The sequence below is a fragment of the Streptosporangium sp. NPDC048886 genome (assembly GCF_055586905.1).
In genome coordinates, this window is sequence record NZ_JBVJHH010000070.1 from 1 (window position 1) to 23,975 (window position 23,975).

At 70.9% G+C, this 23,975-nt stretch carries 26 protein-coding genes and 2 pseudogenes; 14 read left to right on the forward strand and 14 right to left on the reverse strand.

The window, feature by feature from the left end; translation table 11 throughout:
* Window positions 1–340 precede the first annotated feature (340 nt).
* Window positions 341–1,768, reverse strand: coding sequence for an ankyrin repeat domain-containing protein (locus ACZ6R6_RS46205; RefSeq protein WP_470103555.1), 1,428 nt, complete (start codon window positions 1,766–1,768; stop codon window positions 341–343).
* 272 nt (window positions 1,769–2,040) lie between these two features.
* Window positions 2,041–2,631 (reverse strand): TetR/AcrR family transcriptional regulator, encoded by a 591-nt coding sequence (locus ACZ6R6_RS46210; protein ID WP_470103557.1) that lies wholly within the window; start codon window positions 2,629–2,631, stop codon window positions 2,041–2,043.
* A gap of 51 nt (window positions 2,632–2,682) precedes the next feature.
* Between ACZ6R6_RS46210 and ACZ6R6_RS46215 the strand changes: the two genes are divergently transcribed.
* From ACZ6R6_RS46215 to ACZ6R6_RS46235, 5 genes and pseudogenes are all read left to right on the forward strand, one after another.
* Entirely contained in the window at window positions 2,683–3,483 is an 801-nt protein-coding gene (locus ACZ6R6_RS46215) for an SDR family oxidoreductase (RefSeq protein WP_470103558.1), read from the forward strand.
* A 188-nt stretch (window positions 3,484–3,671) separates the two neighbouring features.
* Window positions 3,672–3,932, forward strand: a pseudogene (locus tag ACZ6R6_RS46220) (DUF4158 domain-containing protein); the annotation flags it as partial.
* 360 nt (window positions 3,933–4,292) lie between these two features.
* A complete protein-coding gene (gene modA / locus ACZ6R6_RS46225; protein WP_470103560.1) occupies window positions 4,293–5,090 on the forward strand; it encodes a molybdate ABC transporter substrate-binding protein in 798 nt (265 codons plus the stop codon).
* Between the two features lie 95 nt (window positions 5,091–5,185).
* Complete coding sequence (locus ACZ6R6_RS46230; RefSeq protein ID WP_470103562.1) at window positions 5,186–5,410, forward strand: TOBE domain-containing protein; 225 nt, start codon at window positions 5,186–5,188, stop codon at window positions 5,408–5,410.
* A complete protein-coding gene (locus ACZ6R6_RS46235) occupies window positions 5,407–5,643 on the forward strand; it encodes a hypothetical protein (protein ID WP_470103564.1) in 237 nt (78 codons plus the stop codon). The genes ACZ6R6_RS46230 and ACZ6R6_RS46235 overlap by 4 nt, the downstream gene beginning before the upstream one ends.
* Window positions 5,644–5,925: 282 nt before the next feature.
* Here the strand turns inward: ACZ6R6_RS46235 and ACZ6R6_RS46240 are convergent, their stop codons facing one another.
* The 3 genes from ACZ6R6_RS46240 to ACZ6R6_RS46250 form a co-directional block, all read right to left on the reverse strand.
* Window positions 5,926–6,714, reverse strand: a complete 789-nt coding sequence (locus ACZ6R6_RS46240) for an inositol monophosphatase family protein (RefSeq protein WP_470103566.1) — start codon at window positions 6,712–6,714, stop codon at window positions 5,926–5,928.
* A 94-nt stretch (window positions 6,715–6,808) separates the two neighbouring features.
* Window positions 6,809–7,762 (reverse strand): GNAT family N-acetyltransferase, encoded by a 954-nt coding sequence (locus ACZ6R6_RS46245; RefSeq protein ID WP_470103567.1) that lies wholly within the window; start codon window positions 7,760–7,762, stop codon window positions 6,809–6,811.
* Between the two features lie 141 nt (window positions 7,763–7,903).
* On the reverse strand, window positions 7,904–11,050 hold the full coding sequence (locus tag ACZ6R6_RS46250; RefSeq protein ID WP_470103568.1) for an AfsR/SARP family transcriptional regulator: 3,147 nt from the start codon (window positions 11,048–11,050) through the stop codon (window positions 7,904–7,906).
* 181 nt (window positions 11,051–11,231) lie between these two features.
* Here ACZ6R6_RS46250 and ACZ6R6_RS46255 point away from each other — a divergent pair, with 181 nt between their 5' ends.
* A complete protein-coding gene (locus ACZ6R6_RS46255; protein ID WP_470103570.1) occupies window positions 11,232–12,377 on the forward strand; it encodes a serine hydrolase domain-containing protein in 1,146 nt (381 codons plus the stop codon).
* A gap of 47 nt (window positions 12,378–12,424) precedes the next feature.
* Here the strand turns inward: ACZ6R6_RS46255 and ACZ6R6_RS46260 are convergent, their stop codons facing one another.
* Window positions 12,425–12,781, reverse strand: coding sequence for a hypothetical protein (locus ACZ6R6_RS46260; protein WP_470103571.1), 357 nt, complete (start codon window positions 12,779–12,781; stop codon window positions 12,425–12,427).
* Between the two features lie 40 nt (window positions 12,782–12,821).
* Entirely contained in the window at window positions 12,822–13,223 is a 402-nt protein-coding gene (locus ACZ6R6_RS46265) for a MerR family transcriptional regulator (RefSeq protein ID WP_470103572.1), read from the reverse strand.
* Between the two features lie 79 nt (window positions 13,224–13,302).
* Between ACZ6R6_RS46265 and ACZ6R6_RS46270 the strand changes: the two genes are divergently transcribed.
* The 3 genes from ACZ6R6_RS46270 to ACZ6R6_RS46280 are packed head-to-tail and all read left to right on the forward strand — an operon-like array spanning window position 13,303 to window position 15,401.
* Complete coding sequence (locus tag ACZ6R6_RS46270) at window positions 13,303–14,496, forward strand: MFS transporter (protein WP_470103574.1); 1,194 nt, start codon at window positions 13,303–13,305, stop codon at window positions 14,494–14,496.
* A 34-nt stretch (window positions 14,497–14,530) separates the two neighbouring features.
* A complete protein-coding gene (locus tag ACZ6R6_RS46275; RefSeq protein ID WP_470103575.1) occupies window positions 14,531–15,199 on the forward strand; it encodes a quinone oxidoreductase family protein in 669 nt (222 codons plus the stop codon).
* Window positions 15,132–15,401, forward strand: a complete 270-nt coding sequence (locus tag ACZ6R6_RS46280; protein ID WP_470103609.1) for a zinc-binding dehydrogenase — start codon at window positions 15,132–15,134, stop codon at window positions 15,399–15,401. Before ACZ6R6_RS46275 ends, ACZ6R6_RS46280 begins: the two co-directional genes overlap by 68 nt.
* Window positions 15,402–15,458: 57 nt before the next feature.
* On the opposite strand, the pseudogene ACZ6R6_RS46285 reads toward ACZ6R6_RS46280, so the two are convergent.
* The 4 genes and pseudogenes from ACZ6R6_RS46285 to ACZ6R6_RS46300 form a co-directional block, all read right to left on the reverse strand.
* Window positions 15,459–15,671, reverse strand: a pseudogene (locus ACZ6R6_RS46285) (Tn3 family transposase); the annotation flags it as partial.
* Window positions 15,672–15,674: 3 nt separating this feature from the next.
* Window positions 15,675–15,971, reverse strand: coding sequence for a hypothetical protein (locus tag ACZ6R6_RS46290; protein ID WP_470103577.1), 297 nt, complete (start codon window positions 15,969–15,971; stop codon window positions 15,675–15,677).
* Between the two features lie 2 nt (window positions 15,972–15,973).
* Window positions 15,974–17,029 (reverse strand): serine/threonine-protein kinase, encoded by a 1,056-nt coding sequence (locus ACZ6R6_RS46295; RefSeq protein ID WP_470103578.1) that lies wholly within the window; start codon window positions 17,027–17,029, stop codon window positions 15,974–15,976.
* 121 nt (window positions 17,030–17,150) lie between these two features.
* Window positions 17,151–17,798 carry a TetR/AcrR family transcriptional regulator gene (locus ACZ6R6_RS46300; protein ID WP_470103580.1) on the reverse strand — a complete coding sequence of 216 codons (648 nt, stop codon included), beginning with the start codon at window positions 17,796–17,798 and terminating at the stop codon, window positions 17,151–17,153.
* 184 nt (window positions 17,799–17,982) lie between these two features.
* Here ACZ6R6_RS46300 and ACZ6R6_RS46305 point away from each other — a divergent pair, with 184 nt between their 5' ends.
* Both ACZ6R6_RS46305 and ACZ6R6_RS46310 read left to right on the forward strand, forming a co-directional pair.
* Window positions 17,983–18,330 (forward strand): hypothetical protein, encoded by a 348-nt coding sequence (locus tag ACZ6R6_RS46305; RefSeq protein ID WP_470103582.1) that lies wholly within the window; start codon window positions 17,983–17,985, stop codon window positions 18,328–18,330.
* 164 nt (window positions 18,331–18,494) lie between these two features.
* A complete protein-coding gene (locus tag ACZ6R6_RS46310) occupies window positions 18,495–19,181 on the forward strand; it encodes an SRPBCC family protein (protein ID WP_470103583.1) in 687 nt (228 codons plus the stop codon).
* A gap of 173 nt (window positions 19,182–19,354) precedes the next feature.
* On the opposite strand, the gene ACZ6R6_RS46315 is transcribed toward ACZ6R6_RS46310, so the two are convergent.
* Window positions 19,355–20,032: an MmyB family transcriptional regulator gene (locus ACZ6R6_RS46315; RefSeq protein ID WP_470103585.1), complete on the reverse strand. Its 678-nt coding sequence runs from the start codon at window positions 20,030–20,032 to the stop codon at window positions 19,355–19,357.
* A gap of 51 nt (window positions 20,033–20,083) precedes the next feature.
* Between ACZ6R6_RS46315 and ACZ6R6_RS46320 the strand changes: the two genes are divergently transcribed.
* Window positions 20,084–20,299, forward strand: coding sequence for a hypothetical protein (locus tag ACZ6R6_RS46320; protein ID WP_470103587.1), 216 nt, complete (start codon window positions 20,084–20,086; stop codon window positions 20,297–20,299).
* A 59-nt stretch (window positions 20,300–20,358) separates the two neighbouring features.
* Here the strand turns inward: ACZ6R6_RS46320 and ACZ6R6_RS46325 are convergent, their stop codons facing one another.
* Window positions 20,359–20,973 (reverse strand): TetR/AcrR family transcriptional regulator, encoded by a 615-nt coding sequence (locus ACZ6R6_RS46325; RefSeq protein ID WP_470103588.1) that lies wholly within the window; start codon window positions 20,971–20,973, stop codon window positions 20,359–20,361.
* A gap of 118 nt (window positions 20,974–21,091) precedes the next feature.
* On the opposite strand from ACZ6R6_RS46325, the gene ACZ6R6_RS46330 reads away from it, so the two are divergent.
* The gene (locus tag ACZ6R6_RS46330) at window positions 21,092–22,006 is read left to right on the forward strand and encodes an NmrA/HSCARG family protein (protein ID WP_470103590.1); all 915 of its coding nucleotides are present in this window, start codon (window positions 21,092–21,094) and stop codon (window positions 22,004–22,006) included.
* On the forward strand, window positions 22,003–22,869 hold the full coding sequence (locus tag ACZ6R6_RS46335) for a TIGR03620 family F420-dependent LLM class oxidoreductase (protein WP_470103592.1): 867 nt from the start codon (window positions 22,003–22,005) through the stop codon (window positions 22,867–22,869). The genes ACZ6R6_RS46330 and ACZ6R6_RS46335 overlap by 4 nt, the downstream gene beginning before the upstream one ends.
* Window positions 22,870–23,338: 469 nt before the next feature.
* Here the strand turns inward: ACZ6R6_RS46335 and ACZ6R6_RS46340 are convergent, their stop codons facing one another.
* On the reverse strand, window positions 23,339–23,773 hold the full coding sequence (locus ACZ6R6_RS46340; RefSeq protein WP_470103593.1) for a LysR substrate-binding domain-containing protein: 435 nt from the start codon (window positions 23,771–23,773) through the stop codon (window positions 23,339–23,341).
* Between the last annotated feature and the right edge of the window lie 202 nt (window positions 23,774–23,975).

Below are 23,975 nucleotides of genomic sequence, written 5' to 3' on the forward strand. Positions count from 1 at the left end.
CCGGGCTACTACTGGGGCAGTGCCTCCATCCGCTGTACCCGCTGACGCCGGCGGTCGCAGTCGCGCCCGTGCCGCGCCGCTGACCACCGTCAATCGCCCGGAGGTGGCGCCCCCGGCCCACCTCCGGGCGATTGCCCTGCCTGCTCACGACGTACCGGCGGCATGGATCACGGACTGCCCGGACCGACCCTGAGCCGCGCAGCGCGTCGGGAAGGCTCAATCGTTGGCGGTTGCCACCGAAAGCGCCCCGGCCACTGCCAACGGCGGGACGCCGTCCCGACTTGGCGCTCCTATGTGCGGCCCCGCGCTCACCGTCGCTCACTCGTGAGTGAGCCGGCCGCTACTGGCTCAAAAACTCCGCCACCTCAGCTTGGCCACCGAACTGTGCCCACTCCAACGGGGTGGCGTCGTAGTCGTGATCCCGTAGTGACCGGTCAGCTCCCAGCTCCAGAAGCGCTCGCGCCATCGGCAGGTCGCCTGCCCGCGCAGCCTTGTGCAACGCCGTCGACGGGAGGCGTGCGTTCACGTCGAAGCCCAGCGCGCAGGCCAGCCGTACGGCCGGCACCCGGCCGTACTCCGCGGCCTTGATGAGCAGGTCCCGCCGCTTTGTCAGCAGGCGCCGGACCAGTGCGTGGTCGCCGCTCACCAGGCGTTCGAGCTCCCCGCGATCCCCTCGCATGATCGCCGCTTCCACGGCCTCCAACCCGCCTAGCGTGCTGGAGGTGCCGGCGTCGGCAAGGAGCCGCGCAACCTGCGTATGCCCACCGAGCAGAGCCAGCTCCAGCGCCGTGTGCCCGCCGAAGAACGCATGCCTGTCGTCCTTGGCATCTGCGGGCGCGCCGTGCGCCAGCAGGCACAGCATCCGGCGTGCCTGGCCGCGCAACGCAGCTGTCAGCACCGTGTTCGCCAGCATGCGGACCGGCGAGTCCTGTATGCGTCCCAGCCTGGCCTTCCATGGCCCGCCGTTCCCGCGGCCGAGGCCGAACTCCAGCAGTAACTCCAGGTAGCCGGTGTCGTCACCCCCGACTCCGCGATTGTACAGGGCTTGGCCGTCGTTGGCGTCCGCCCCGGCCTCCAGGAGCACTCGGGCCAGTTCCAGCTCCTGCGGGTGCGGCGGTTGCCTCAGTTCTCCCCCGCCCAGTGCCCCGGTCAGAGCAGTGAGCGGCGGCCCCAGCCCCTCAGGCAGGTAGCCGGTGTTCGGATCGGCTCCCGCCGCCAGCAGCACCCGTGCCGCCCCCACCGCGTCGGCCTGTGCCACTCGTGAAAAGGCCAGATACAGCAGCGGCTCCCAGCCGAAGGGGCCACCGGATGCCCGGACCGGCGCGGGGTCGACCGCGACCACGCGGGCTATCCCCGCCGCGTCGCCTACTGCCGCCATCGTCCACACCGACGCGTCGGCTATCTCGGGATGGGCGGCCAGCCGCCGCGCCGCGGCCTCGGTGCTCGCGGGTCCGCCGTAGGTCAGGCAGGCCAGCCGCAGGAACTCGGTTGCGGGGTCGGCCGAAGGGCCCACCGCGAGTGGCCGGCGCGCGAACGTGCCCACCATCTTCAGGTGGGCCCGCAGCCGCGACCAGCTCGTGAAGCCGTACTTGCGGGCCACGATCAGTTGCGCATCGGCCAACCGCAGGTCCGACGGCGGTTCCGGACGCAGCCACCCTCCGGCCGTCGCGAGCGCGCGGGCCTCGCCCGCACGCACGCCGCGCAGCAGTTGCTTGGCCTCGTTCTTCAGGTGGTCAAGGCTGGGGTTTTCGGGCAGGCGGTTCACCACGAAAGCCTCCCTTTCGGATACTGCCCGACGTCCGCATCTTCGGGCCGAAAAGGAGGAATGGCACCATGACCAGCATGCTGAGGCTCGGGTGGGCTGAGCCCTTTCCGCGGACCGGTTGCGTCCCGAGACGCTGATCCGGATCGTACATCCTGTTCCGGGGTGTCCGCCATTGCATCCCAGGCCCTTCCCCGAGCTCCCATTCCGCCAGCGTGCGGCCGGGTTCCGCTGGACCCCCCGCTTGCCGTTCCCTGTCGACGGGCGGATCCGCGCTTTCAGAACGCGGTGTCGAAGGCTGAGGTCAGGGCGTGGTGCATGAGGGTGGGGAGGTCCTGCCGGCCGTCACCTTCAGCCCAGCGGATAAGGGCGACATGGGTGGCGGCCAGGCATGCGGCGGCCGTGCTGCGGACACGGAATTCCAGGTCGGGATCGGCGGCGCCGGCGCAGAGGGTGTCGACGATGGCGATCTCGGTGGCGTACTGGCTGTCCAGGTGGCGGGCTTGCAGGGCAGGTGTGGAGATCATCAGGCGGAGGCGGGCGAGCAGGAGGTCCCGGTCGGAGTCGACGGCCGTCGCGGCGGTCTGCACCAGCGCCCGGCCGATCCGCTGACGCAGTGACTCCTCCTGGTGCTGTGCCGCGAGCGTCGCCGCGGTCTCCCGGTCGTACTCGTCGTAGAGCACCAGGTCCTCTTTTGTCGCGAAGTGCCGGTACAGGGTCATCACGGACACCCCGGCCGCCTGCGCGACGTCGTTGATCGTGGTCGCGTCGTAGCCCCGCGCCATGAACAGGCGGACTGCGTGCACCTGCAGGGCGCGCCGGGTCTCTGCCCGGCGCCGCTCGCGCAGGCTTGTCGATTCCTCTGCCATCCGGTACAAACTATCACAGTGATAGTTATTAACATGTTTGCGAGGCACGCAATGAGACGACTGACGGACAAGACGGCACTGGTGACCGGGGCCTCACGCGGTATCGGGCGGGCGGTCGCCGAACGTCTCGCCGCCGACGGGGCCCTGGTCGCCGTCCACTACGGAAAGGACGCGGCGGCGGCACAGGAGACGGTCGAGCGGATCGAGCGGGTCGGCGGGCGCGCATTCCCGATCGGCGCGGACCTGGAGACCGAGGGAGCCGTCGACGCGCTGTTCGCCGAGCTGGAGGCCGGCCCGGCCGGACGGCGCCTGGACATCCTGGTCAACAACGCCGCGGCCGCCCCGGCCGGTCCGATCGAGACCGACACGGCCGAGCAGTTCGACCGGCTCTTCGCGGTGAACGTCAAGGCGCCCTACTTCATCATCCAGCGCGCGCTCCCGCTGCTGGCCGACGGCGGACGCATCATCAGCGTCTCCTCGGCCGTCACCCGGATCGCCAACCCCGCACAGACCTCCTTCGCCATGACCAAGGGCGCGGTGGAGACCATGAGCCGCACCCTCGCCCTGGCACTGGGCGAGCGCGGCATCACCGTGAACGTCGTCGCCCCCGGCGCGACCATGACCGAGGCGAACACGTCGCTGTTCCCCCCGGAGGCGGCGGCGTTCCTCGCCGGGCAGGCGGCGCTGGGGCGAGTCGGCCGGGCCGAGGACGTGGCCGACGTGGTGGCCCTCCTTGCCTCCGACGATGCCCGCTGGGTGACCGGGCAGGTGCTGGACGCCAGCGGTGGGCTCCATCTCGGGGCGCGGGTGGCGCTTGCCGCGCCGGCCGTACAGGATGAGGAATTGCCGTAGGGCGGCCCTCGGGGAGTATCGGAAGGGAAATTGGCGGTAGAAGACCGATCTTGGTTCCGGTTCGGTGACGGGTCTCGTTTTTCCTGCTCAGCGGAGCGCACGGTCCTCGGCATGCCTGTCGAGTATCTGTCTGCTGAGCAAGAGGCCCGCTATGGGCGGTCCGCTACCGAGCCGTCGCCGCGGGAGAGACGGAGCTGCGGACCTTCCTTGCCGCCCGGGTCTGCTCCTCGATTGAGGGGCCGCGGGCGCTGTTCGACCGGGCGGTGGTGTGGCTGGTGAACAACCGGGTGCTGCCGCCAGGGATCACGACACTGACCCGGATGGTGGCGGCCGTCCGCCAGGAGGAGAACGACCGGTTCACACTACCGATCACGGTTGGCGCGGAAGTGCCCCTGAGCGGCTTGTCGCGCGCCTTTGAGGCCGCGCCACCGGTGGAGGCTCGAGGCTGAAGGGCGGCTGGACCGCGCTCGTCGATATGGCCAGCACGCCCGCGCTTCCCCGGCCCGCGCCGTCGGCGGCTGCGGCGGCGGGCGTGAGCGCGACCAGTAGGGCGATCGCGGCCGCGACCGCCCCGCGGCGCGGAGAACCGGCGCCCGCGGAGGGTTTCTGAGGTCTCGTGGATGCCATGGCAGAACCGTAAGACACGCTGCTATTGCGATGGAAAGCCGGTATTCGAACTGGAATATGCGAGAGGTAGAGTGAGGGCTTGTCGGGAGTGGTGGCGGTCATCGTGATCAAGTCCATCAACGTCGTCGTGGAGATATCCGGTCGCGAACGCGCGGCCAGTCACTTGTGAGGAGCCCCCCTTGGTGTTCAGGCGTCTTTCCCGATGGGCGATCGCCCTGCCCGTCGCACTCGCGCTGGCGGGCGTGTCCGGGTGCGGATCCGGCGGGCCGGCCACGACCTCGGCGTCGGCTTCCGCGGCCGGTGGCGGGGCCAAGGAGGTGACGGTGTTCGCGGCGGCGTCGCTGACCGGCACGTTCACCGAATTCGGCAAGACCTTCGAAGCCGCGCATCCAGGTACGACGGTGAAGTTCAACTTCGGCTCCAGCGCCACGCTGGCCCAGCAGATCACCCAGGGGGCGCCGGCGGACGTGTTCGCCGCCGCCAGCCCGGCCACCATGAAGACCGTGACGGACGCGTCGCTGGCGAGCGCGCCGACCACGTTCGTGCGCAACAAGCTGCAGATCGCCGTGCCCGCCGACAACCCGGCCAAGGTGGACGAGATCAGAGACCTCACCGATCCGAAGGTGAAGGTGGCGCTGTGCGCCGAGCAGGTGCCGTGCGGCGCCGCGGCGGTCAAGGCACTGGACGCGGCCGGGTTGAAGGTCACCCCCGTCACGCTGGAGCAGGACGTCAAGGCCACCCTCACCAAGGTCGAGCTGGGCGAGGTGGACGCGGCGCTGGTCTACAAGACCGACGTGATCGCCTCGGCCGGCAAGGTGCAGGGCATCGCGTTCCCCGAGGCGGACAAGGCCGTCAACGACTACCCGATCGCCACGCTGACCAAGGCGCCCGCTGGTGACCTGGCCAAGCAGTTCGTCGATCTGGTGCTGTCACAGCAGGGCAAGGACGTGCTGACCAAGGCCGGCTTCGAGGCTCCCTGACCCGCATGGTCACTCCCGCGCGCCGATCCGGCGGCCCCGCCCGGCGGAGCCGCCGGACGCGTGATGTCCTTCCGGCAGCGTTCGGGCCGCCCGCCGTGGCGCCGTACCGCTCGCGGCCGGACGGCAGCCCCCGCGACGCGTGGCAGGCCACGATCGGCGACGTCGAGCGGCACGGCGACAACGCCCGTGTCCACCTCGATGGCCCCGTCGCCGCCTTCGCCGACCTCATCCCCGCCGCGCCGGCCGAGCTCGACCTGGCAGCCGGCCGGCAGGTCCGGGCCTCGGTCGAGGTCACCGAGACCCACGCCTCCCCCGCATGAACGAGCTCGCGCCGGCCGGCCACCACGACTGCAACGCCATCTGTCTCGGCGGCCCCTGTCACGGCCTGCTCACCCACGTCGACCAGGACATCGGCATCCTTACCGTCCCCGTCCCGCGCCACTCGCCCGACCAGCCGGAGATGCACGCCCGCTATCGCATCACCCGGGAGCGGGTCCGCTACTGCGGCCAGGCCGAGCCGTACGTCGCCCTGCACTGGGCCGACCCGCCATGAGGCGGCCAGCCGCTTGACGTAGGCGATGGCATCCTCGGGGGTGAGGCCGCCGTGCTGGGCCGCGATGTCGCGCAGAGCTTGGTCGACGTCCCTGACCATCCGGCTGGCGTCGCCGCCGGCTCGGACCCGAAGGAGACTTGCGGTTGGCGACGCCGGCGACCGGGTTGGTATCGCGCGCAGCCGCCAGGCGGTCGCCGCGTCGATGCCCGTCCAGAAACCTACCTCCAGAAAGTAGCGGCGGCTGTCGTCCCACGGCCTTGTCGGGTAAGCCCACTTTCGGGACTACTGGTTGCGGATCAGATCCAGCAGCGCCGCGTGGGTCTCCTGGTCGGCCGCCACGACGAGCCCGCCTACGCCGGCGTGCGGCGGCCGGCCGTCGAGGCCGGTCACCACGCATCCAGCAGCCCGGCATAACGCGATCCCGGCGGCGAAGTGCACACTGTCATGCTGTCGGCCGTCGGTGACGTAGGCGGCTCGCCGACCGGCGGCGACCCAGGCCACAGCCAGGGTGGTGGAGACGACGCGCGGGCGGAACCGCTCGGCGAATCCCGGCTCGGCGAGCAGTGCGGCAGCACGGAAAGCGGGCGAGTTCGGGAAGGGCGGGTCGAGGTTGACGTCCACCAGCCGTGAATCGGGCGACGGCTGGAGCGGCTTGTCCAGGCCGTCGCGGCGGACGTAGGCGTGGACGCCGTCGGTCCAGAACACCTCCTCGGTGAACGGGTCGGCCGAGGCCGCCGCCGTGATGTCCGATCCCACACGCAGGGCGACGTTCACCGCGACCAGCATGCTGTGCACGGCGTAGTTCAGCGTTCCGCACAGAGGGTCGACCAGCCACCTGCGCTCCGCCTCCGCCGAGCCCGTACGCCCGCTCTCCTCACCGATCACGGCATCGCCGGGCCGGGCGGCACCGATCGTGTCAAGGATGGCCTTCTCCGCTTCCACATCGGCGACCGTGGCGAAGTCACCACCGGATTTCTCCAGGCGCGCCAGCGGTGTGCCGAACATGGTGCGCACGACGGCTGCTCCTACCTGCGCTGCCGTACAGGCCAGCTCAACATCTGTGATCAGCATGGGTCGCAGGATAGATCAGGCGGGACCGTCCGCCACATGACGCCGGGTCGGTTCCCGGCCATGAGGGCCCGGCGGCTACCCGAACTATCGGTCCTCAGCCCGCGGTCTTGGGTTTGATGAGCGGCGCGTCCCGCACGGACTCCCGGAACCCGACGCTGTAGAACAGCCCGCGCGCCTTGGGATGCCCCGGCGCACCCAGGCAGGGGACCGTCATATGAGTGGCCCCGGCCGCCCGCGCCAGATGCATCCCGTGCAGAAGCATCGCCCTTGCCAGCCCCAGACGCCGGTAGTCCGGATGCGTCCCGACCGGCTCGAACTCAGCGGTCTTGTTCGCTCCGTCGAGCCACATGATCGTCGAGGATGCCATCGTCCCGTCCGGCGCCTCCACCAGGATGTGCAGGTCGCCGCGGTACCCCGCCGTCTGCCGGACGCCCTGGTAGCCCTCGACCGTGTACGTCGAGGGAGCCCAGGCGTCCAGATGGGCCTGGACCGCGGCCTTCGGCCCGGCCTCGTCGGCGGTGCGGAACCGGAATCCGTCTGGCAGCACCGGCTGTTCCACGTCGGCGAGGTCCCGCTCGTTGAGCTGGGTCCAGTGCCCGGTGTCGCCGAGCGAGGCCGGGTCGGTCTCGTAGCCGTGCGCCGCCCATCGCTTCAGGGCGAACTCATCTGCGGCGCTCGGCCTCACCGTACGCTCGATGCCCGCCGCCGTACCGTCGTACCAGTCGATCACCTCGTCAACCAGCCCGGCATGGTCGGGATGGACCTGATACGCCAGATAGGCGCCGGTGACGTCCTTCACCGACCCGTCGCTCAACCTCACCTGGTGCGGAAGATGGGCCCAGCTCCAGGCCACCAGATCCCCGCCAGACAACCACAGCCGACGCGGCCAGCTTGCGCCGTCGCCGGCGTGCCCCTTGCCCCAGTTCCAGGCCAGCTCGCCGAACGTCGCGTCGCTGTTCACCAGGTCCGGGCGGGTGGCGGTGACACGCTGCGCCAGCCCCTGCATGAGCTGCACGTCCGCGTCGGTCACAAGCTCGAAGTCCGTCATAGTGCGCCACTGTGTCAGGGCTCCGCAGAGCCGTCGAACCGTTTTCCGGGGCCGCCTTGCTGCCGGAGGCCGAGGTGCTCGAACGGGCCCGCATCCTGGGCCGGCCGAGCCGCCCGGCCCATGACGACGCCCGCCCGCGGCCTATCCGCGCAGCTCTGTCAGCCGGTCGGTGGCCTCGTGGGGTGTCATGTCGGCGCCCCGCCGGTAGGCGGTGTCGTATCCGGTACGGCCGAGCCGTTCCGCGAGTACCTCCGCAAGGGCGCGCAGTTCGGTGTCGCCGTGGTCGAAGGTGCCGCGGATGGCCCGGCTCAGGCCGAGCGCGGTGGCCGCGCCGGCCGGATCGTCCTCCAGCAACAGCAGCCGGGCCAGGAGCTGGGCGGCCCAAGCGGTGTCCATGTGCGCCTGCGCCGCCTGCACGGCACGGGGCAGCAGCTCGCGCGCGGCGGCGGCGTCCCCGGCGGTGAGGAGGTTCGCCATCCTGGCGGGCACCAGTAGGTTCTCAACCGTCCCCGCCGTAAGGCGCAGCCGGCGGGCGAGTGTCTCCATCCGGTCGAGTTCTTGGTCGGCCCGTTCGATCTCGCCGGATCGGCGGTACAGCTCGGCCAGGCTGCCCAGGACCTCGATCTCCAGCATGGGCTGACCACGCTCCCAGGCCGCTCGTTCGGCGGTTTCGATGTCGTGCCGGGCGCCGGTCAGGTCGCCGGCGCGCATGCGTTCGGTGGCGAGCCCGAGCCGGGTGGAGACCTCGTCCTGCGAGCCGAGGTCGGTGGCGATCGCGATGCTGTGCTCGTAGGCGGCGATCGCCTCGTCGTGCTCGCCGCCGATGGCGTGGATCTGCGCCAGGCCGTACAGCGTCTTCGCCGTCCACCACCGGTCGCCCGCCTCCCCGAAGGCGTGCAGCGCCGCTGCCATCGCGGCCGCGGAGCTTTCCCGGTCGCCCCGTTCGCGATGCCGCATGGCTTCGATCACGAAGGTGCAGGCGACCGCCCAGCGGTCCGAGCCGCTGCGCACCCGGGCGATCTCCTGGTCGACCAGCTCGTCCAGCCCGAGTGTCGCCGCCATCATCAGCGCTGTCGTCAGCAGCATCGGATAACGCCGCAGCGCGCCCGTGTGCGCGCAGTCGTCGATGAGCGCGCGCATCCGCTCGGGGTCGGTGACCGGCCCGCCCTCGCCGACTACCAGATGGATCGCGGTGAAGGCGGCCCGGGCGTCCGCGGGCAGCGCGTCGCCGAACCCGGCGACCTTGGCGACGTAGGCATCGGCCCGAGCGTCGTAGCGGAGCATGACCCAGTACCAGTACAGCGGGCCGAGGAGGCGGGCCGCCGCATTGGCGTCGCCGGTGTCGACGGCCGTTTGCAGGGCGAACATCAGGTTGTCGTACTCGGCCTGGAACAGCCGCAGCGACTCCGCCTGCCTGTCCGAGCGCAGCAGCGGCTCGTGTTCCTCGGCCAGGTCGGCGAAGTGCCGCGTGAGCCTGCGCAGGACGGCTCCGGCTTCCCCCGCGAGGCGAAGCTTGTCCGCCGAATGGGCCCGGATGGTCTCCAGCATCCGGTAGCCCTCGCCGGCCCGCTCTACGATGGACTTGTCGACCAGGGAGTCCAGCAGATAGACGACCTCGCCCGCGGGGAGCGTCTCATCCGAGCAGACCGCCTCGATCGCGGCGATCCCGGTTCTCGCCAGAAAGATCGACATTCGGCGGGCCAGCGTCCGTTCTTGATCGGTGAGGAGGTCCCAGCTCCATTCGATGACCGCATGGAGTGTCCGCTGCCGCGGCTGGGCGGCCCGGTTACCGGTGCTGAGCAGCCGGAAGCGGTCATCCAGCCGCCGGGCGAGCTGGTCGGCGCTCATGGTCCGCAGCCGTGCTGCGGCCAGCTCCAGGGCCAGCGGCAGCCCGTCCAGCCGGCGCACGATGTCCACTGCCGTGGCCGCGGTCGGCGCGTCCAGCGTGAAGCCGGGCTGTACGGCTACCGCGCGATCGAGGAACAGCCGCACCGCGGCCGACTCGCTGGCCTGAGCGGAATCCGCGTGCGCTGGCGGCAGTTCGAGCGGGCCCAGACGGCACAGCGTCTCACCCATGACCTCCAGCGGTTCCCGGCTCGTGGCCAGGATGGTCAAGTACGGCTGGCGCTCCAGCAGCTGCCCGGCGAACTCCGCGACGGGTCCGGAGATCTGTTCGCAGTTGTCAAGCACCAGCACGCCTTCGCCACCGGCGAGCAGATTGACCACCCGCTCCAGCGGTGTGCCGGACGGCCGGGCATCGGCGACACCGAGCGTGCCCAGCACCGCCTCGGGCAGCCCGTCCGCCGTGGTCACCCCGGCCAGGGGGACGAGCCAGACCCGGCCACGCCGATGGGCTCGATGCCGGCTCACCGCCTCCACGGCCAGCCGGGTCTTCCCCACTCCCCCGGGGCCGACAACGGTGACCAGCCGAGAGGTCTCCAGCAGCCCGGCCAGCGATCTCAGCTCCTCCGCCCGGCCGACGAAGCTGGTCAACTGGGCCGGCAGGCGTCCCGGCACCGCCTCCGGCCGGGCCTGTTCCGCCTCGGGGATCTCCAGCTCGCCCCGCAACACGGCCAGGTGCGTTCTGCGCAGTCCCTCGGACGGGTCGACGCCCAGTTCCTCGGCGAGCGTGCCGCGGACCCGCTCGAACACGGCCAGCGCATCGGACTGGCGGCCTGCCGCGTGCAAGGCTCGCATGCGCAATCCGGCCAGCCGTTCGCGCAACGGGTGGCCGGCGGCCACCGCCGCCATATCGGCCAGGATCCCGTCGTGGCGGCCCAGTCGCAGCTCCGCCTCGAACCGGTCTTCGATGGCCGCGACGCGCAGCTCCTCCAGCCGCGCGCCGGCCGTACCGGCGAAGGGGGCATCGCGCACGTCGGCCAGCGCGTCTCCCCGCCACAGCGCCAGCGCCTCCTCCAGCAGCGAGTCCGCTCGCTGCGCGGCGCCCGCGGCCAGTTCGCGACCGCCCCGCTCCGCCTTCTCCTCGAACCTACAGGCGTCGACGTCCTCGGCGCGTATGTGCAGGCGGTACCCGCCGGCCGCCCTCTCCACGGCCCCGGCCCCGCCCAGAGCCTTGCGCAGCCGATGCACCAGCCCATGCAGCGCATTGACGGTGCCCCCGCGCGGGTGCTCCCCCCACAGGCCGTCAACGAGTGCATCCACCGACACCGTCTCGCCCTCGGCCAGTGCCAGCCGGGCCAGCAGCGCACGGACCATGACACCGCCGACATCGATCGGCGCGCCGTCGTCGGCATAGACCCGGACCGGTCCCAGCACCTCAATCCGCATGCCCAAAGGCTATGAGCACAAAGTCGCGCACGTGCCGCTGAAAGTGGCACCACGCCGGCTGAAAGAGCGTTCTAAGAGGCATGTAAGCGCCGGTGGACACCGTGGAGGACGTACCGAAGAAACGTCCTCCCCGGTGGACACCGTGGAGGACGTACCGAAGAAACGTCCGAAAGGCAGTGCAATGACAGCACACGAGAAGGTGCAGCAGGTGCTCGACTGGAGCGTGGCCGAGGTCGGCGTCCCCGGCATCGTCGCCGAGGTCAAGGACGGCGACCGCACCTGGTTCGGCACCGCCGGCGTGGCCGACATCGAGACCGGTTCCCCACGCGTGCCGGGCGAGTACTTCCACGCCGGCAGCAGCGGCAAGGCCTTCACCGCCGCCGTACTTCTGGCCCTGGAGGCCGAGGGCCGGCTGAGCCTCGATGACACGGTCAACGCCCACCTGCCCGGCGTGCTGGACGTCAACGGCTACGACGGCAACAAGATCACCATCAGACACCTGCTCAGCAACACCGGTGGCCTGTTCGCCACCGGCCTGGCCCCGGAGATCAGCCACCGCTACGCCACCCGTTCCGGGTTCGACCAGCATCGCTTCGACACCTTCACCACCGCGGAACTGCTGAGGGTGGCGGTGTCCCAGCCGCCGGTCGGCGCGCCCGGCGAACGCTTCGAATACGCCAACGGCGGCTTCTACCTCGCCGGCGCGATCATCGAGAAGGTCACCGGCAACAGCTACGCCGACGAGGTCGAGCGCAGGGTCACCCGGCCGCTCGGCCTGACCCACACCCGCGTGCGCCCCGCCCAGGACACCGGATACCCCGATCCGCACCCGCGAGGCTACTCCAACCTGTTCTTCAAAGACGGCGTCGACCCGGCGACAGTCACCCCGGAGAACTGGGAATCGCTGATGGAGGAGCCCGGCCTGCCGCCCCTGGACGTCACCGAGTTCAACTCCGCATGGGGCTGGTCGGCCGGCAACGTCGTCTCCACCACGGCGGACATGATCCGCTTCTTCAACGCGATGACCACCGGCAGCCTGCTGCCGCCCGCCCAGCACCGGCAGATGTGGACCACCGTCTCCACCGAGGGCAGCTACTGGATGCCGCACACCCGCTACGGCCTGGGCCTGTTCGAGTTCGACAAGCAGGCGACCGGCGGCCGGACGCTGCGCGGCGTCGGCGGCAGCCTCTGGGGCTCCTGGTGCTTCGTGGTCGGCACCCCCGACGGCCGGCACACCGTCGCCGTCCACACCAACACCGAGTGGAAGTCCTGGGACCCCATGTTCAAGGTCATCGAAGCGGAGTTCGGCACCTCCATCGGTGCGTAAGCACGCCGCCCGCCACCGGGAGCCGGCCGGGACGCGGGCGCGTCGGCTCAGCTTCTGGTGAGAGCTTCGCGGCGGATCCACTGGAGCAAGGTGGGGTTGTCGACGGTGGTGACGACGCTGACGGTGGTGCGGAGGCAGCGGTCGTCGTCCAGCAGGGCCGGCATGCTCGCGGCCAGGTCGACACGGGCGGTGAACCTGCCGTCGGCGTGGCCTTCGACGAGGGTGTGGTCGGCGATCGACGGCAGGCGGTAGAGCCCGCTCGGGCGCAGGATCGTCCAGTCGAGATCGCCGGCGCGGACCAGCGCCCCAATGCGGCCTGATCGGGCGTCACGCCCATGGCGGCAGCCTCGCGGAGCTCCTTCGCGCAACACGCTGGTTTTGAGGGGACTCTCGTGAGCGATCACCTGCGGAAACGTGATCGAGGCCGAAGGGCTCGCAGAACTCTCACAGATGACCATTTATGAGAACCGCTTCGTTCATGCGCCTAGTGACGTCGGCCGGGGCCGCGGCGATGACGTCATTGAGCGCGTTCATGGAGGTCTGAAGGTCGGTGATGATCCGAGCGATGCGGTCGCGCTCTCGGTGGAGGTTGGCGAGCAGGTCTGAGCAGGTGGGGACGAGACGGTCGCCGGTGTCCCGCAGGCACGGCAGGACCGTGGTGATCGTTGAGGTGTTCAGACCGGCGGCCAGGAGGCTGCGGATGCGGCGGACGACGGCAACGTCCTCTTCGACGTATTCCCGGTAACCGCTGGGACGCCGCTGCGGGTGGAGCAGGCCCTGCTCCTCGTAGTAGCGCAGCAGGTGCACGGCCACGCCGGTCCGCCGGGACAGCTCGCCGATACGCACAAGAACCTCCTGATGGCCGCGCGGACCTTGTCTGCCCGACTTGACTCTCATATTGATGTGAGACTTTAGCGTCTGCAGCATGAACGTGAACAAGGGTTTCGCGACGCTCGCGGCATTGTGCGCGAGCGTCTTCGTCGTGGGTACCTCGGAGTACCTGATCTCCGGCCTGCTGCCCCAGGTCGGAGCTGATCTGGACGTCTCCGTGGGAACCGCTGGACAAGCGGTGACCGCATACGCGCTCGGAGTGGTGGTCGGAGGGCCCGTCATGGCCCTGCTGACCGCGCGTCTGCCGCGCAAGGGGCTCGCCGTCGGCCTGATGGTGCTGTTCGCGGCAGGCAGCGCGATCAGCGCCCTGGCGCCTTCGTTCGGCCTGCTCCTGGTGGGCCGCGTGGTGTCCTCGCTCAGCCACGCCGCCTTCCTGGCCCTGGCGCTGGTGACGGCGACCCGGGTGGTCCCGGCCGAGAAGACGGGCTCGGCCATCGCCACCGTCGCCTCCGGCTTCACCGTGGCCACGCTCCTCGGGGTGCCCCTGGGGGCGCTGCTCGGGCAGAGTGCCGGATGGCGGGCTCCGTTCGCTGTGCTGACCGCTCTTGCCGTGGCGGGCACCGTTCTCCTGGCCGCGGTGCTGCCCCGGCAGGAGGCGCCGGCCACGCGACTGCGTGACGAGATACGCGTGGTGGCGCGTCGGCCGGTCATGCTCGCCATCGCCACTACCGCGGTGGGTTTCTCCGGGGTCGCCACAGTGTTCACCTACATCGCCCCGCTGCTGACCCGTGTCTCCGGCTTCTCCGCCGCGGCGGTCTCAGGTCTGCTGCTCGCCTACGGCGTGGGCAGTTTCCTCGGCAATCTCACCGCCGGAAAGCTGACCGACAAATCGATGAGCGCAACCGTACGCGGGGTCTTCGGCGGGTTGGCGGGGACGCTCCTGCTCATTCCGTTCGCCGCGGTGTGGCAGCCCGCCGCCGTGGCCGCGGTCCTGGTGCTCGGCCTGCTCGCCACCGCGACCATCGCCCCGCTGCAGGGACTGATCCTGCACCACGCGGGCGCCGCCCCGACCCTGGCCGTCTCCGCCAACGTGGGCGCCTTCAACCTGGGCGCCGCAGCCGGCTCGGTCATCGGCGGCGCGATCGTCGCCGTCGGCGCTCTGCGCTGGACCGGCCTGGCGGGCGCGGTGCTGAGCCTGATCGGACTGGCCCTCACCTATCTCGTCCTGCCCCGGACACGGACGGCGCAGGACGCCGAACCCGAAGTCTCCACCCTCACCGCCGCCTGATTCCCCGTCCATTCGCCCCGCAAAGGAGGTCGCCATGCGCGCGATCCGGATCGCCAGCCACGGCGGGCCCGAAGTCCTGTCCGTCCGGGAAGTTCCCCAGCCCGCTCCGGGAGCCGATGAGGTGTTGATCCGTACCGTCGCCAGCAGCCTGAACCCGGTGGACTGGAAGACCCGCGCATGGGAGGTCGGGCCCGAACTCCCCGCCACCTTGGGGTGGGACCTGGCCGGAGTCGTCACCGCCACCGACCACCCCGGCTACCGCCCCGGGGACCAGGTGATCGCGATGTCCGCGCAGATCGCCACCGGCCGCGGTACCTGGGCCGAGCAGGTCGCCCTGCCCGCCCGGCTGCTGGCGGCCGCCCCCACCACGGTTCCGCTGGCGGATGCCGCGGCGCTTCCGCTGGCCGGAGTGACGGCGCTGCAGGCCCTCAAGCAAGCAGCAGTCACCGACGGAGACCACGTTCTGGTCACCGGCGCGGCCGGTGCCGTGGGCGGCATGGCCGTCCAGCTCGCCCGCCACACCGGGGCCACCGTCGACGCCCTGGTCTCACGTCCCGAGCACCTCGAAGCGGCCCGGGAACTCGGCGCCGAACGCGTCTGGCACACCCCGGCCGATCTCCACTTATACGGCAGTACTGGACACCGCAGGCACCGCCGCGGGCCCCGCCCTCGCCTCAGGGGGACGGTACGTCTCCATCGCTGACCACCCCCTGCCCGACATCCCCGGGGCCGCCAAGAGCTACGTCCAGGAAGACCGGGATCACCTCGCCCACCTCGCCGCCCTCGTAGACAGAGGCGAACTCCGGCTACGCATCGCGCACCGCTGCCCCTTCCACGAGGTCCGCAGCGCCCACGAGCGGTTCGAAGCAGGCGGAGCGCTCGGCAAGATCCTGCTCACCTTCTGAAAACGACCGTGCCACACCCTTCTCCGTCGCGAGCAGGCCGCCGGCAGGAGCCCTCGGCTGGTCCTCCTGCCCTGTCCGGTACGCCTGCATGATCTGGCAATGCTTGCCGTGGCAGACGTCGCGGGCGAGCTTGTGCCTCGACCCCTGGACAGTCAGCTGCCGGTTCAGCTGCCTTCGACAAGTGTCGTCGACCGGGTCGACGGCCCGCAGCAGGCGCAGGGTCTTGGCGATCCGCCCGCACTCGGCGAACGCCTGCCCCAGCGGGCCCGGCCGTCAGCGGCGCCGGGCTCGGCGCAGCTCCTGCACGCCGGCGACGATGCCGAAGGCGATCAACCCGGCGAGGTAGGCGATGACGCCGAAGACCAGGCTGTTGCCGTCGACGTGGTCCCACTGGGTGATCAGCAGCACACCGACGCCCACGCCGAGCACCGGCTGCAACGGCAGCAGCGTCACAGCCAGCAGGAGGCGGTGCCGCGCCAGGAAGGTGCGGCCCCGGACGGCGACGATCCGGGCGGTGACGGCCACCGCTGCGGCGGCGAAGAGGACGGCGAGCATCAAGGGGAAGTCCATGCTCAGCTCCGTCTCGCCAGCAGGCGCAGCACCAGCGCGATCGCGCCACCTGCGGCCAGGCCGGTCAGGATCGTGGGCCAGAACGGCAGGCCGTCCGTCCCGGGAACGGGGATGTCCGGCCACTGCCGGGAGTCAAGCTCCGCGGCGATCAGGAAGACCACCGCGGCGGCGAGGGTCGTGATGATCTGCGCCGCGAAGGCCAGGCCCCAGGGCCGCTCGCCGGCCGGGTCAGGCTCCTGGCCCCGTGCCACGGCCTGCGGTCCGGGCGGCGCCTCCTCGCCGACGATGAGCCGCACCAGCCCGCTCGCGTCCGGCCGGTGGTGCGGCTCCTTGGCCAGGCACGCGCCCAGCAGGCCGCGTAACTCCGGCGGGACGCCGGTCAGGTCGGGCTCGTGGTTGAGGATGCGGTTGAACACCGCCGGCATGCTGTCCTGGCCGAACGCCGGCCGCCCGGTCGCGGCGAACACCATGGTGACCGCCCAGGAGAACACGTCCGACTCCGGCCCCACGGCCGCGCCGCGCAGCTGCTCGGGCGACATGTACGGCGGCGTGCCGACCACGGCGCTGGACTGCATGGTCGTGCCCTCCAGCGCGCGGGAGATGCCGAAGTCGATGACGCGCGGCCCGTCCGGTCCGAGCAGCACGTTGCTCGGCTTGAAATCGCGGTGCACGATCCCGGCCTCGTGGATGGCCTTCAGCGCCGCCGCGGTGGCAAGCATCAGGCGCCGCGTGCCGCCGGCGGCACGCGGCCCCTCACGGGTGATCAGCTGCTGGAGCGATTCGCCGGGGATGTACTCGCTGACGATGTAGGGCTGGTTGCCCTGGACGTCGGCGTCCAGGATCTGGGCGGTGCCGAACGGCCCGACCCGGCGGGCCGCCTCCACCTCGTGCAGGAAGCGGCGGCGGTTGCCGGCGTCGTGGGCCAGCCTGGCGTGCAGGAGCTTGATCGCCACCCGGCCGCCCGACGGGTCGACACCGAGGTAGACCGCGCCCTGCCCGCCTTCGCCCAGCAGCCTCTCCAGACGGTAGGGGCCGACGTGGGAGGGGTCGACGATCATGCACCTTCTTATATCAGGTGGGGGCAGAGTGGGCCCGCGGGAAGACTGCCGCAGCGTGTGAGCTCAGCGTCATGTGCGCCGGCGGGGATGAAGGCCACGGCGGCATGGACGGGCGCTCCTGTCAGGGCATCAGCAGGTCGTCCAGTTCGGCCGCGTAGAGCAGGGCGGGGTCGAATCCCATACCGGTGAAATGGCCGGAGAGCTCCAGGGACAGGACGCCGTGGAGCCGTGTCCAGAAGCTCAGGGCCTGGTGGAGGACCGCGGGCGGGGCGGGGTGGCCATCCGCCCAATCCCGGTGGCGTTCCAGGTGGATGTCGAACGGCGTGGCGGGGCGTTCCCGGGGTGACGTCGAGCCGGCGTCGAGCAGGATCATCATGATCTCGGATGAGACGGCCGTGATGTCGTCGGGCGCGTGGTAGCCGGGGACGGGGGTGCCGTAGATGAGGAGATACCGCTGGGGGTCCTCCAGGGCCCAGCCGCGCACGGCGTGTGCCAGTACGGCCAGGCCGGCACCTGCGACGGAGGCCGAGCGGAGGGTGTCGGCGAGGCTTCGGTACGCGTCCCGGACGAGTTCGGTGATCAGCTCGTCGCGGTTGGCGTAGTAGCGGTAGAGCGCTGGTCCGCTCATGCCCATCTGCTTGGCGATCGCGTTGAGGGAGAGCGCGGACGTCCCCGTCGCGGCGATCTGCTCCCACGCGTGTTCCTTGATCTCTGCACGCACCTGAGTTCGGTAGCGCTCGCGCGGGGTCTTCGCGTCCGTCTCCGCCATGCCCTGCCGCCTTCCCCACCCGTGAAGCTACAAGTTAAAAAGATAGTTAGAGGCTATCACGAAGCTTATTGACACTCCCCTTCTTGTTTAGTTATAACTTCTAACGAACACATGAGCCTCTAGCTCGTCGTGGTTGCGCGGTGCGGGTCCGTAGCCATGGGCCCAGCCAGACGAAGGGAACGCCATGACCACCACATCCAAGCCACCCATCCGTGCGGGCCGGAGTACTCCGCCGGCGGTGACCGTCGCCTCCTGGGCGGTCCCCGTCATGGTTCTCGGCCAGTTCGCCCTGCTGGCGATCGTTCCGGTCGCGATCGCGCTGGTCGGCGCTCTCCGCCACGCCCGCGACCGGACGGTCCGCTGGGCGGCCACGCTTCTCGCCCTCACATACGCAATCCCGCTCGTCGTATGGCTGACGCGGCCCGACGGCGCGCCAAGCCTGTCCAAGGACATGCACCCCGCCTCCGTGGGGCTGATCGTCACCGCGTCCGCCGCACTCATCGTGACCATCCTTCGAGCCCCCCGGCGCTGACGGAGCTGGAGCGAGCACCCGCCGTCGGCGAGTTTCTCGCGGTCTCGGCCGGCGAGCTCGCGTACCGCCTCGCTCCGGGCCGGACCGCGCGCCCCCGCACTCACCCTCCGCGCCAGCACCCCCTCCCGAGCATCCGATCCCGATCCCAGAATGAGAGGAACACCATGTTCAGCAACGGCCCCGCGAACTCGCCCGCTCAGCAGTCCCGCCCCCGGACCCGCGTGCGCACCGCCGCGCTCACGATCTCGCTCGCCGTCGCCGGCGTCCTCGCAAGCAGCGTCCCGGCCGCCCAGGCTGCCCCTGCTCCGTCCCGGACCGCTCCCCTCGGGGGTGGGTCCCAGTGCCGCGGCGAAGGCGTCGACACCACCGCCCGTATCCGCTACCGGTCCGACATCGTGATCAAGGCGCCGCTGAGCACCATCTTCAAGCTGCAGACCGACGTGGAACGCTGGCCCACCTGGCAGGCCCCCGTCCGCACCATGGAACTCCTCGACCCCGGCCTTCTCCGCAAGGGTTCGCGGTTCCGGTGGACCACCCCGGCGCCCCCCACCCCCACGACCCCCGCCACCACCATGCACATCACCTCCACCGTCCGGCAGCTCCAGCGCGACGCCTGCATCCTGTGGAGCGGACCCGCGATCGGAGAAGGGGTGCGCATCGACGAGGGCGTGCACCTGTGGACCTTCACCAAGGTCAAGGGCGGTGTGCGCGTACACGCCGAGGAAACCTGGACCGGCACCCAGGTCGAAGCGGACGTTCCCACCGCCACCAAGATCCTCGGCACAGGCCTCGAGGCGTGGCTGCGCGACCTGAAGACCACCGCCGAAGCCCGCACCGACGGCAAGCCGTGAGACCCCGCTGACATAGGACCCCGGTCAGCGGAAACCACGCCCGAAGCGGTCGTCCCCCCGCCCTCCTCAGCCCGTGCATGAGGAGGGCGGAGATCTGTACGGTCCAACCAGCCCTGTCCCCGGAAGGGCGAGATGTTCGAGCAGCCTCGTCCCTGGAAGGGTGAGACGTTCGACTAGCCCTGTCCCCGGAAGGGTGAGACGGGCGCCGTCTCGCCGGAACCGCCGGACGGACCGGAGGCGGCGAGGTCGAGGAGCGTCATCGCGTCGTGGTCCGGGCTGCCGGGCGGCGCCATGTAGACGATGAGGCGCTGGCCTTGTGCGCGGTTCAGGGACAGCCCCTCGTGCGAGAGTGTCATCGTGCCGACCTCCGGGTGCCGGAGCGTCTTCTCACCGTCGCCGATCGTGTGCACCTCGTACCGCTCCCAGAGCCGGTTGAAGTCGGGGCTCTTGACGATCAGCTCACCTACGAGTGAGGCGAGATTCGGGGCATCCGGATCGGTGCCGGCGATCGCCCGCAACTGGGCGACGCACCCCTTGGCCTTCTGTTCCCAGTCCACCCACAGCTCGCGGGCAGCCGGGTGCAGGAAGGTGTACCGGACGGTGTTCCGCTGCCGCTCCGGCCAGTCGGCGATGCCGTGGAGCAGCCGCAGCCCGCCGTCAGCGCCTTTCCGGCCAGCAGATGCGCCACGGGGGCACCGCGCCCCGAGCCGGGAAGGAGGCGGCGCCAGGACCGTCGACTGGAACGAGCCCGGACGGGCCCGCCCCCCGAGCCCCTCGGAGACCGCAGGGCAACCCCCGTCCGGCCGAAGGCATTGGGCGGCTCTGCCGACCGAGTGCCCCCGCTCCTCCATTGCCGAGAAGATCGACAACCATCGGCAACGATCTTGAGTGTTGATTCCCGAGTGAGTCCTAAGTTCGGGGTTGAGCAGGAAGGTGGTTCCGGCCTCGTTGACCAGGGTGGGACGCAGCGGCCGTCAGTCGTCGTCGAGCTCGGCGAGTTCGCCTTCGATGTCGACCTCGACGAAGCCGAAGAAGTCGATGTTCTCGCGGTGGCCGGGGGCGATGAACGACAGCAGTTCGTCGGAGACCTCGCGGCCCTGGGCGGGTGGCGGGGATGATCTGCCTGGGTGTCTGCTGCCTCGGCAGGCTCAGTGTGACTGATGATTCACATCCTGTGTCACATCTCCCGCCCCGCCGTCTCCCCCGCGGGGTGCACTCCGGTCAGCGCGAGGGTGAGCAGCCGGTCGGCCTGGGCCAGGCCGTCGGGTTCCCGCTCGACGGCCAGGCAGATGGCATTGACGAGTTTGAGCAGGTCCGTGATCGAGACGTCGGGTCGTGCGGCGTTCGCGCGGCAGGCGCGGGCCAGCAGACCCGCACCGGCGTTGGTGATCATCGTGTGGCAGGTGGCGCCCAGCGTGGGATCGCCGTCATGGGCTCCCGGCATCAGCGAGGCGGCCAGGCCCCGGTTGGACACGGCATGCCGGGCGACGGCTCCCAGCCAGGTGGTCAGCGCGTGTCCGGGATCGGGGTCGGCGGCCAGGTCGGCGGCGGTGGCGCACAGGGCCTCGACCTTGTCGCGGAAGACGGCCTCCAGCAGTCGCTGCCGGGAGGGGAAGTGCCGGTGCAGCGTGGCCGAGCCGACGCCGGCGCGCCGGGCGATCTCTTCCAGGGAGGCCTCGGCCCCGTGCTCGGCGATGGCCTCGGCGGCCGCGGCCAGGATGCGGTCGTGGTTGCGTCGCGCGTCCGCGCGCATCGGCCGTGCGGGCGATGTCGTAGGGCTGTCCTGCGGCATGTGATCTCCAGCGGGCTTGCAAAAACGGGGTGGTCCTCCATATCGTACTCACCCAGAATCGGAGGGCCACCCCGTTTATGCGGGTGGCCTCCGCATGCCTACCGTCTGGAGACACATTGTGAAGACCATCGTGGTGGTGGGGGCGACCGGCCTGCAGGGCCGGGCCGTGACGGCGCAGCTGCTCGCCGGCGGCTGGCGGGTACGGGCGGTGACGCGCGACCCGGACGCCGCAGCGGCCCGGGCGCTGGCGCAGGCGGGTGCCGAGCTCGTCCGCGCGGAGATGGACGACGTCGCTTCGCTCGTCGCCGCGGCCGAAGGCGCCTACGGCCTGTTCAGTGTGCAGCCCACCGTCGGCTCCCCGGGCACCCCGGCGGGCTTTTCCGCCGAGGACGAGGTCCGCTGGGGCCGCAACGTCGCCGACGCGGCGCGCGCCGCCGGTGTGCAGCACCTGGTCTACACCTCGCTCGCCGGCGCGGGCCGCCACAACACCGAGAAGCTGCCGCAGAACACGATCAACAAGTGGCGGATCGAACAGCACATCACCCGGCTGGGCGTGCCCGCGACCTTCCTGCGCCCGGTCTCCTTCATGGAGAACTACACCGGTGCCTACCACCTGCACGACGGCGCCGTGGCCACCGCGTTCGCCGCCGACGTGCCCCAGCAGATCATGGCCGTCGACGACGTCGGCGTCTTCGCGGCGCTGGCCTTCGCCCAGCCCGGCGAGTGGATCGGGCGCGCGGTCGACCTGGCCGGGGACGAACTGACCCCAGTGCAGATCGCCGCGGCCATCTCCGAAACCATCGGCCGCCCGCTGCCCTACGTCCAGATCCCGATCGAGGTGATCGCCCAGGTCCGCGCGGAGTTCGCCGCCGCCTACACCTGGCTCAACGAACGCGGCTACCGCGCCGATGTCGCCTTCACCCACGCCCTGCACCCGGGCCTGATGGACCTGCGCACCTGGCTGGAGCGGACCGGAGCGGCCCAGATCGCCGGCTTCCTGGCCGCCCGGGATACCGCCGAGCAGGACCGATGAGCGCGCTCCCCCTCGGGCGGGTCGGCATCTGGGCGGGTGAGATGGACCGCTATCCCGCCCTCGCCTTGCGTCAGGCGGCCGCCGCCATCGAGGACCTCGGCTATCCGGCCCTGTGGTTTCCCGAGGCGACCGGCCGCGAGGCGATGGCCCAGGCCGCCGTGCTGCTGTCGGCCACCCGGCGGACGGTCATCGCCACCGGCACCGCCAGCATCTACGCCCGCGACGCGATCAGCGCCGCGGCCGCGCAGCGCACCCTTGCCGAGGCATTCCCCGCACGGTTCCTGCTCGGCCTCGGCGTCAGCCACCCCGCCCTGGTCACCGACGTGCGTGGCCACCGCTTCGGCCCACCGGTGGCGACCATGCGCGCCTATCTGGACGCGATGGACACCGCCCCGTTCGGCCCGTCGATCCCCGCAGCGCCTCGGGTCCTGGCCGCGCTGGGCCCGAAGATGCTCCAGCTCGCCGCCGAACGCGCGTGGGGCGCCCACCCGCTGGGCATGCCGATCGAGCACACCCGTCAGGCCAGGAGCCTGCTCGGGCCGCACGCGCTGCTGGCGGTCACCCAGCTCGTCGTCCTGGACCCGTCCCGCGCCCGCGGGGCCGAGTTGGCCCGTGCCCACGCGGCCGCCGCCCTGCCCAACCGGCTCGCGCTGCTGGGCGACCTGGGATTCGACGACGCCGGATCCCTCGACGACCGGCTGGTCGACGCCCTGGTTGCCACCGGCGGGCCCGAAGACGTCGCCCGGCGGGTTGAGCAGCAGTTCGACGCCGGTGCGGACCACGTCAGCCTGCACGTGCTGACGGCCACACCAGATGAGCCGCCACTGCGTCAATGGCAGGAGCTTGCCGCACAGTTGCTGTGAACGGGCCTGGTCAGGCTATCGAGGCACAGGGTGGGACGTATGGGGCCGAGATGTCGAGGGAGGCGGGTCGGGTGGCGTAGGTGTGGCGGAGCCGATGGAGGTGTAGGCCGGGGAGTTCGGCGTCGTTGCCCACGGCCAGGACGGCCTGGACGATCTCGGAGATAGTGAGGACTCCGTGCTGCCCCGGTCCACAACAGGCCTGGCCAGAGCCGACCAGGAACGCGTGGTGCGCCTGCAGGACGTGAGCACGACACCGCGCCGGCCGCTGATGATGAGGACGGCGCGCGCCGCATCCGCCAGGAAATGGCACAGATCAGCGCGGGGACGTTCCGGCGCGGCGGTAGGCAGGTCGAGGAGATCCACCGCCAGTGGCGGGACGAGGGCGTGCGGAGGGAGGAGGGCGGCACACCATGACGGCTGAGACCTCCGCCCCGGCGGCCGGCGGAGACAGGCGGGTCAGGTGTGCGGCTCAGATCATCCGCCGCAGGGCGGTCTCCACGGCGTCGACGAGCGCGTCACCTTCGGTACCGGGGTGGCGGGCAAGGCCGAGTTCGACGTCCGGCAGAGCAGGCGACGCGGCCGTGTCGTGGCAGGCCATGGCCGGCTCGAGGTTGGCGGGCAGGAGCGCCGCCGCTCCGAGCCCGGCCCGTAGTGCGGCGAGCACTCCGGCGAGACTGTTGCTTTCGAACGCCACCCGCCGGCGGCGCCCTGTGCCTTCCATCGTTTCCAGCACCGACGTCCGCCAGGCGCACGTGTTCGAGAACAGCACCACCGGCAGCGGATCGGCGTCGCTGGCGACACCCTTGTGCCGCAGTTCGTGTTCTGGCTGACCGTGCCTGCGCTGCCGTACGTGATCTTGCTGGGCGCCTCCTTCGCCGCCGGTCTGCTGATGGTGCCGGTCCAACCGGTTACCAGGCAGGCGATCGCCGCGACGACGACGGCAGGGCAGCGGCGGGCAGAGTTCGCGCTGGAGTCGGTGGCGGGCGAGCTGTCGTACATGGTGGGGCCGGCGGTGGTGATCCTGTGCGCGGCGAAGGTGTCCCCCAGTGTGGTGGCATGGGGAGTGGGCGCCGTGATCGTCGCCGGCGGGGCATGGGATCGCCCTG

Coding starts and splice junctions, on each gene's coding strand:
- ACZ6R6_RS46215 (WP_470103558.1), top strand. CDS start 2,683: ATGAGACGACTGACGGACAAGACGGCACTGGTGACCGGGGCCTCACGC.
- ACZ6R6_RS46325 (WP_470103588.1), bottom strand. CDS start 20,973: ATGCCGCAGGACAGCCCTACGACATCGCCCGCACGGCCGATGCGCGCG.
- ACZ6R6_RS46275 (WP_470103575.1), top strand. CDS start 14,531: ATGCGCGCGATCCGGATCGCCAGCCACGGCGGGCCCGAAGTCCTGTCC.
- ACZ6R6_RS46270 (WP_470103574.1), top strand. CDS start 13,303: ATGAACGTGAACAAGGGTTTCGCGACGCTCGCGGCATTGTGCGCGAGC.
- ACZ6R6_RS46290 (WP_470103577.1), bottom strand. CDS start 15,971: ATGGACTTCCCCTTGATGCTCGCCGTCCTCTTCGCCGCCGCAGCGGTG.
- ACZ6R6_RS46295 (WP_470103578.1), bottom strand. CDS start 17,029: ATGATCGTCGACCCCTCCCACGTCGGCCCCTACCGTCTGGAGAGGCTG.
- ACZ6R6_RS46310 (WP_470103583.1), top strand. CDS start 18,495: ATGTTCAGCAACGGCCCCGCGAACTCGCCCGCTCAGCAGTCCCGCCCC.
- ACZ6R6_RS46300 (WP_470103580.1), bottom strand. CDS start 17,798: ATGGCGGAGACGGACGCGAAGACCCCGCGCGAGCGCTACCGAACTCAG.
- ACZ6R6_RS46245 (WP_470103567.1), bottom strand. CDS start 7,762: ATGACGGACTTCGAGCTTGTGACCGACGCGGACGTGCAGCTCATGCAG.
- ACZ6R6_RS46235 (WP_470103564.1), top strand. CDS start 5,407: ATGAACGAGCTCGCGCCGGCCGGCCACCACGACTGCAACGCCATCTGT.
- ACZ6R6_RS46255 (WP_470103570.1), top strand. CDS start 11,232: ATGACAGCACACGAGAAGGTGCAGCAGGTGCTCGACTGGAGCGTGGCC.
- ACZ6R6_RS46240 (WP_470103566.1), bottom strand. CDS start 6,714: ATGCTGATCACAGATGTTGAGCTGGCCTGTACGGCAGCGCAGGTAGGA.
- ACZ6R6_RS46315 (WP_470103585.1), bottom strand. CDS start 20,032: ATGGAGGAGCGGGGGCACTCGGTCGGCAGAGCCGCCCAATGCCTTCGG.
- ACZ6R6_RS46335 (WP_470103592.1), top strand. CDS start 22,003: ATGAGCGCGCTCCCCCTCGGGCGGGTCGGCATCTGGGCGGGTGAGATG.
- ACZ6R6_RS46305 (WP_470103582.1), top strand. CDS start 17,983: ATGACCACCACATCCAAGCCACCCATCCGTGCGGGCCGGAGTACTCCG.
- ACZ6R6_RS46210 (WP_470103557.1), bottom strand. CDS start 2,631: ATGGCAGAGGAATCGACAAGCCTGCGCGAGCGGCGCCGGGCAGAGACC.
- ACZ6R6_RS46250 (WP_470103568.1), bottom strand. CDS start 11,050: ATGCGGATTGAGGTGCTGGGACCGGTCCGGGTCTATGCCGACGACGGC.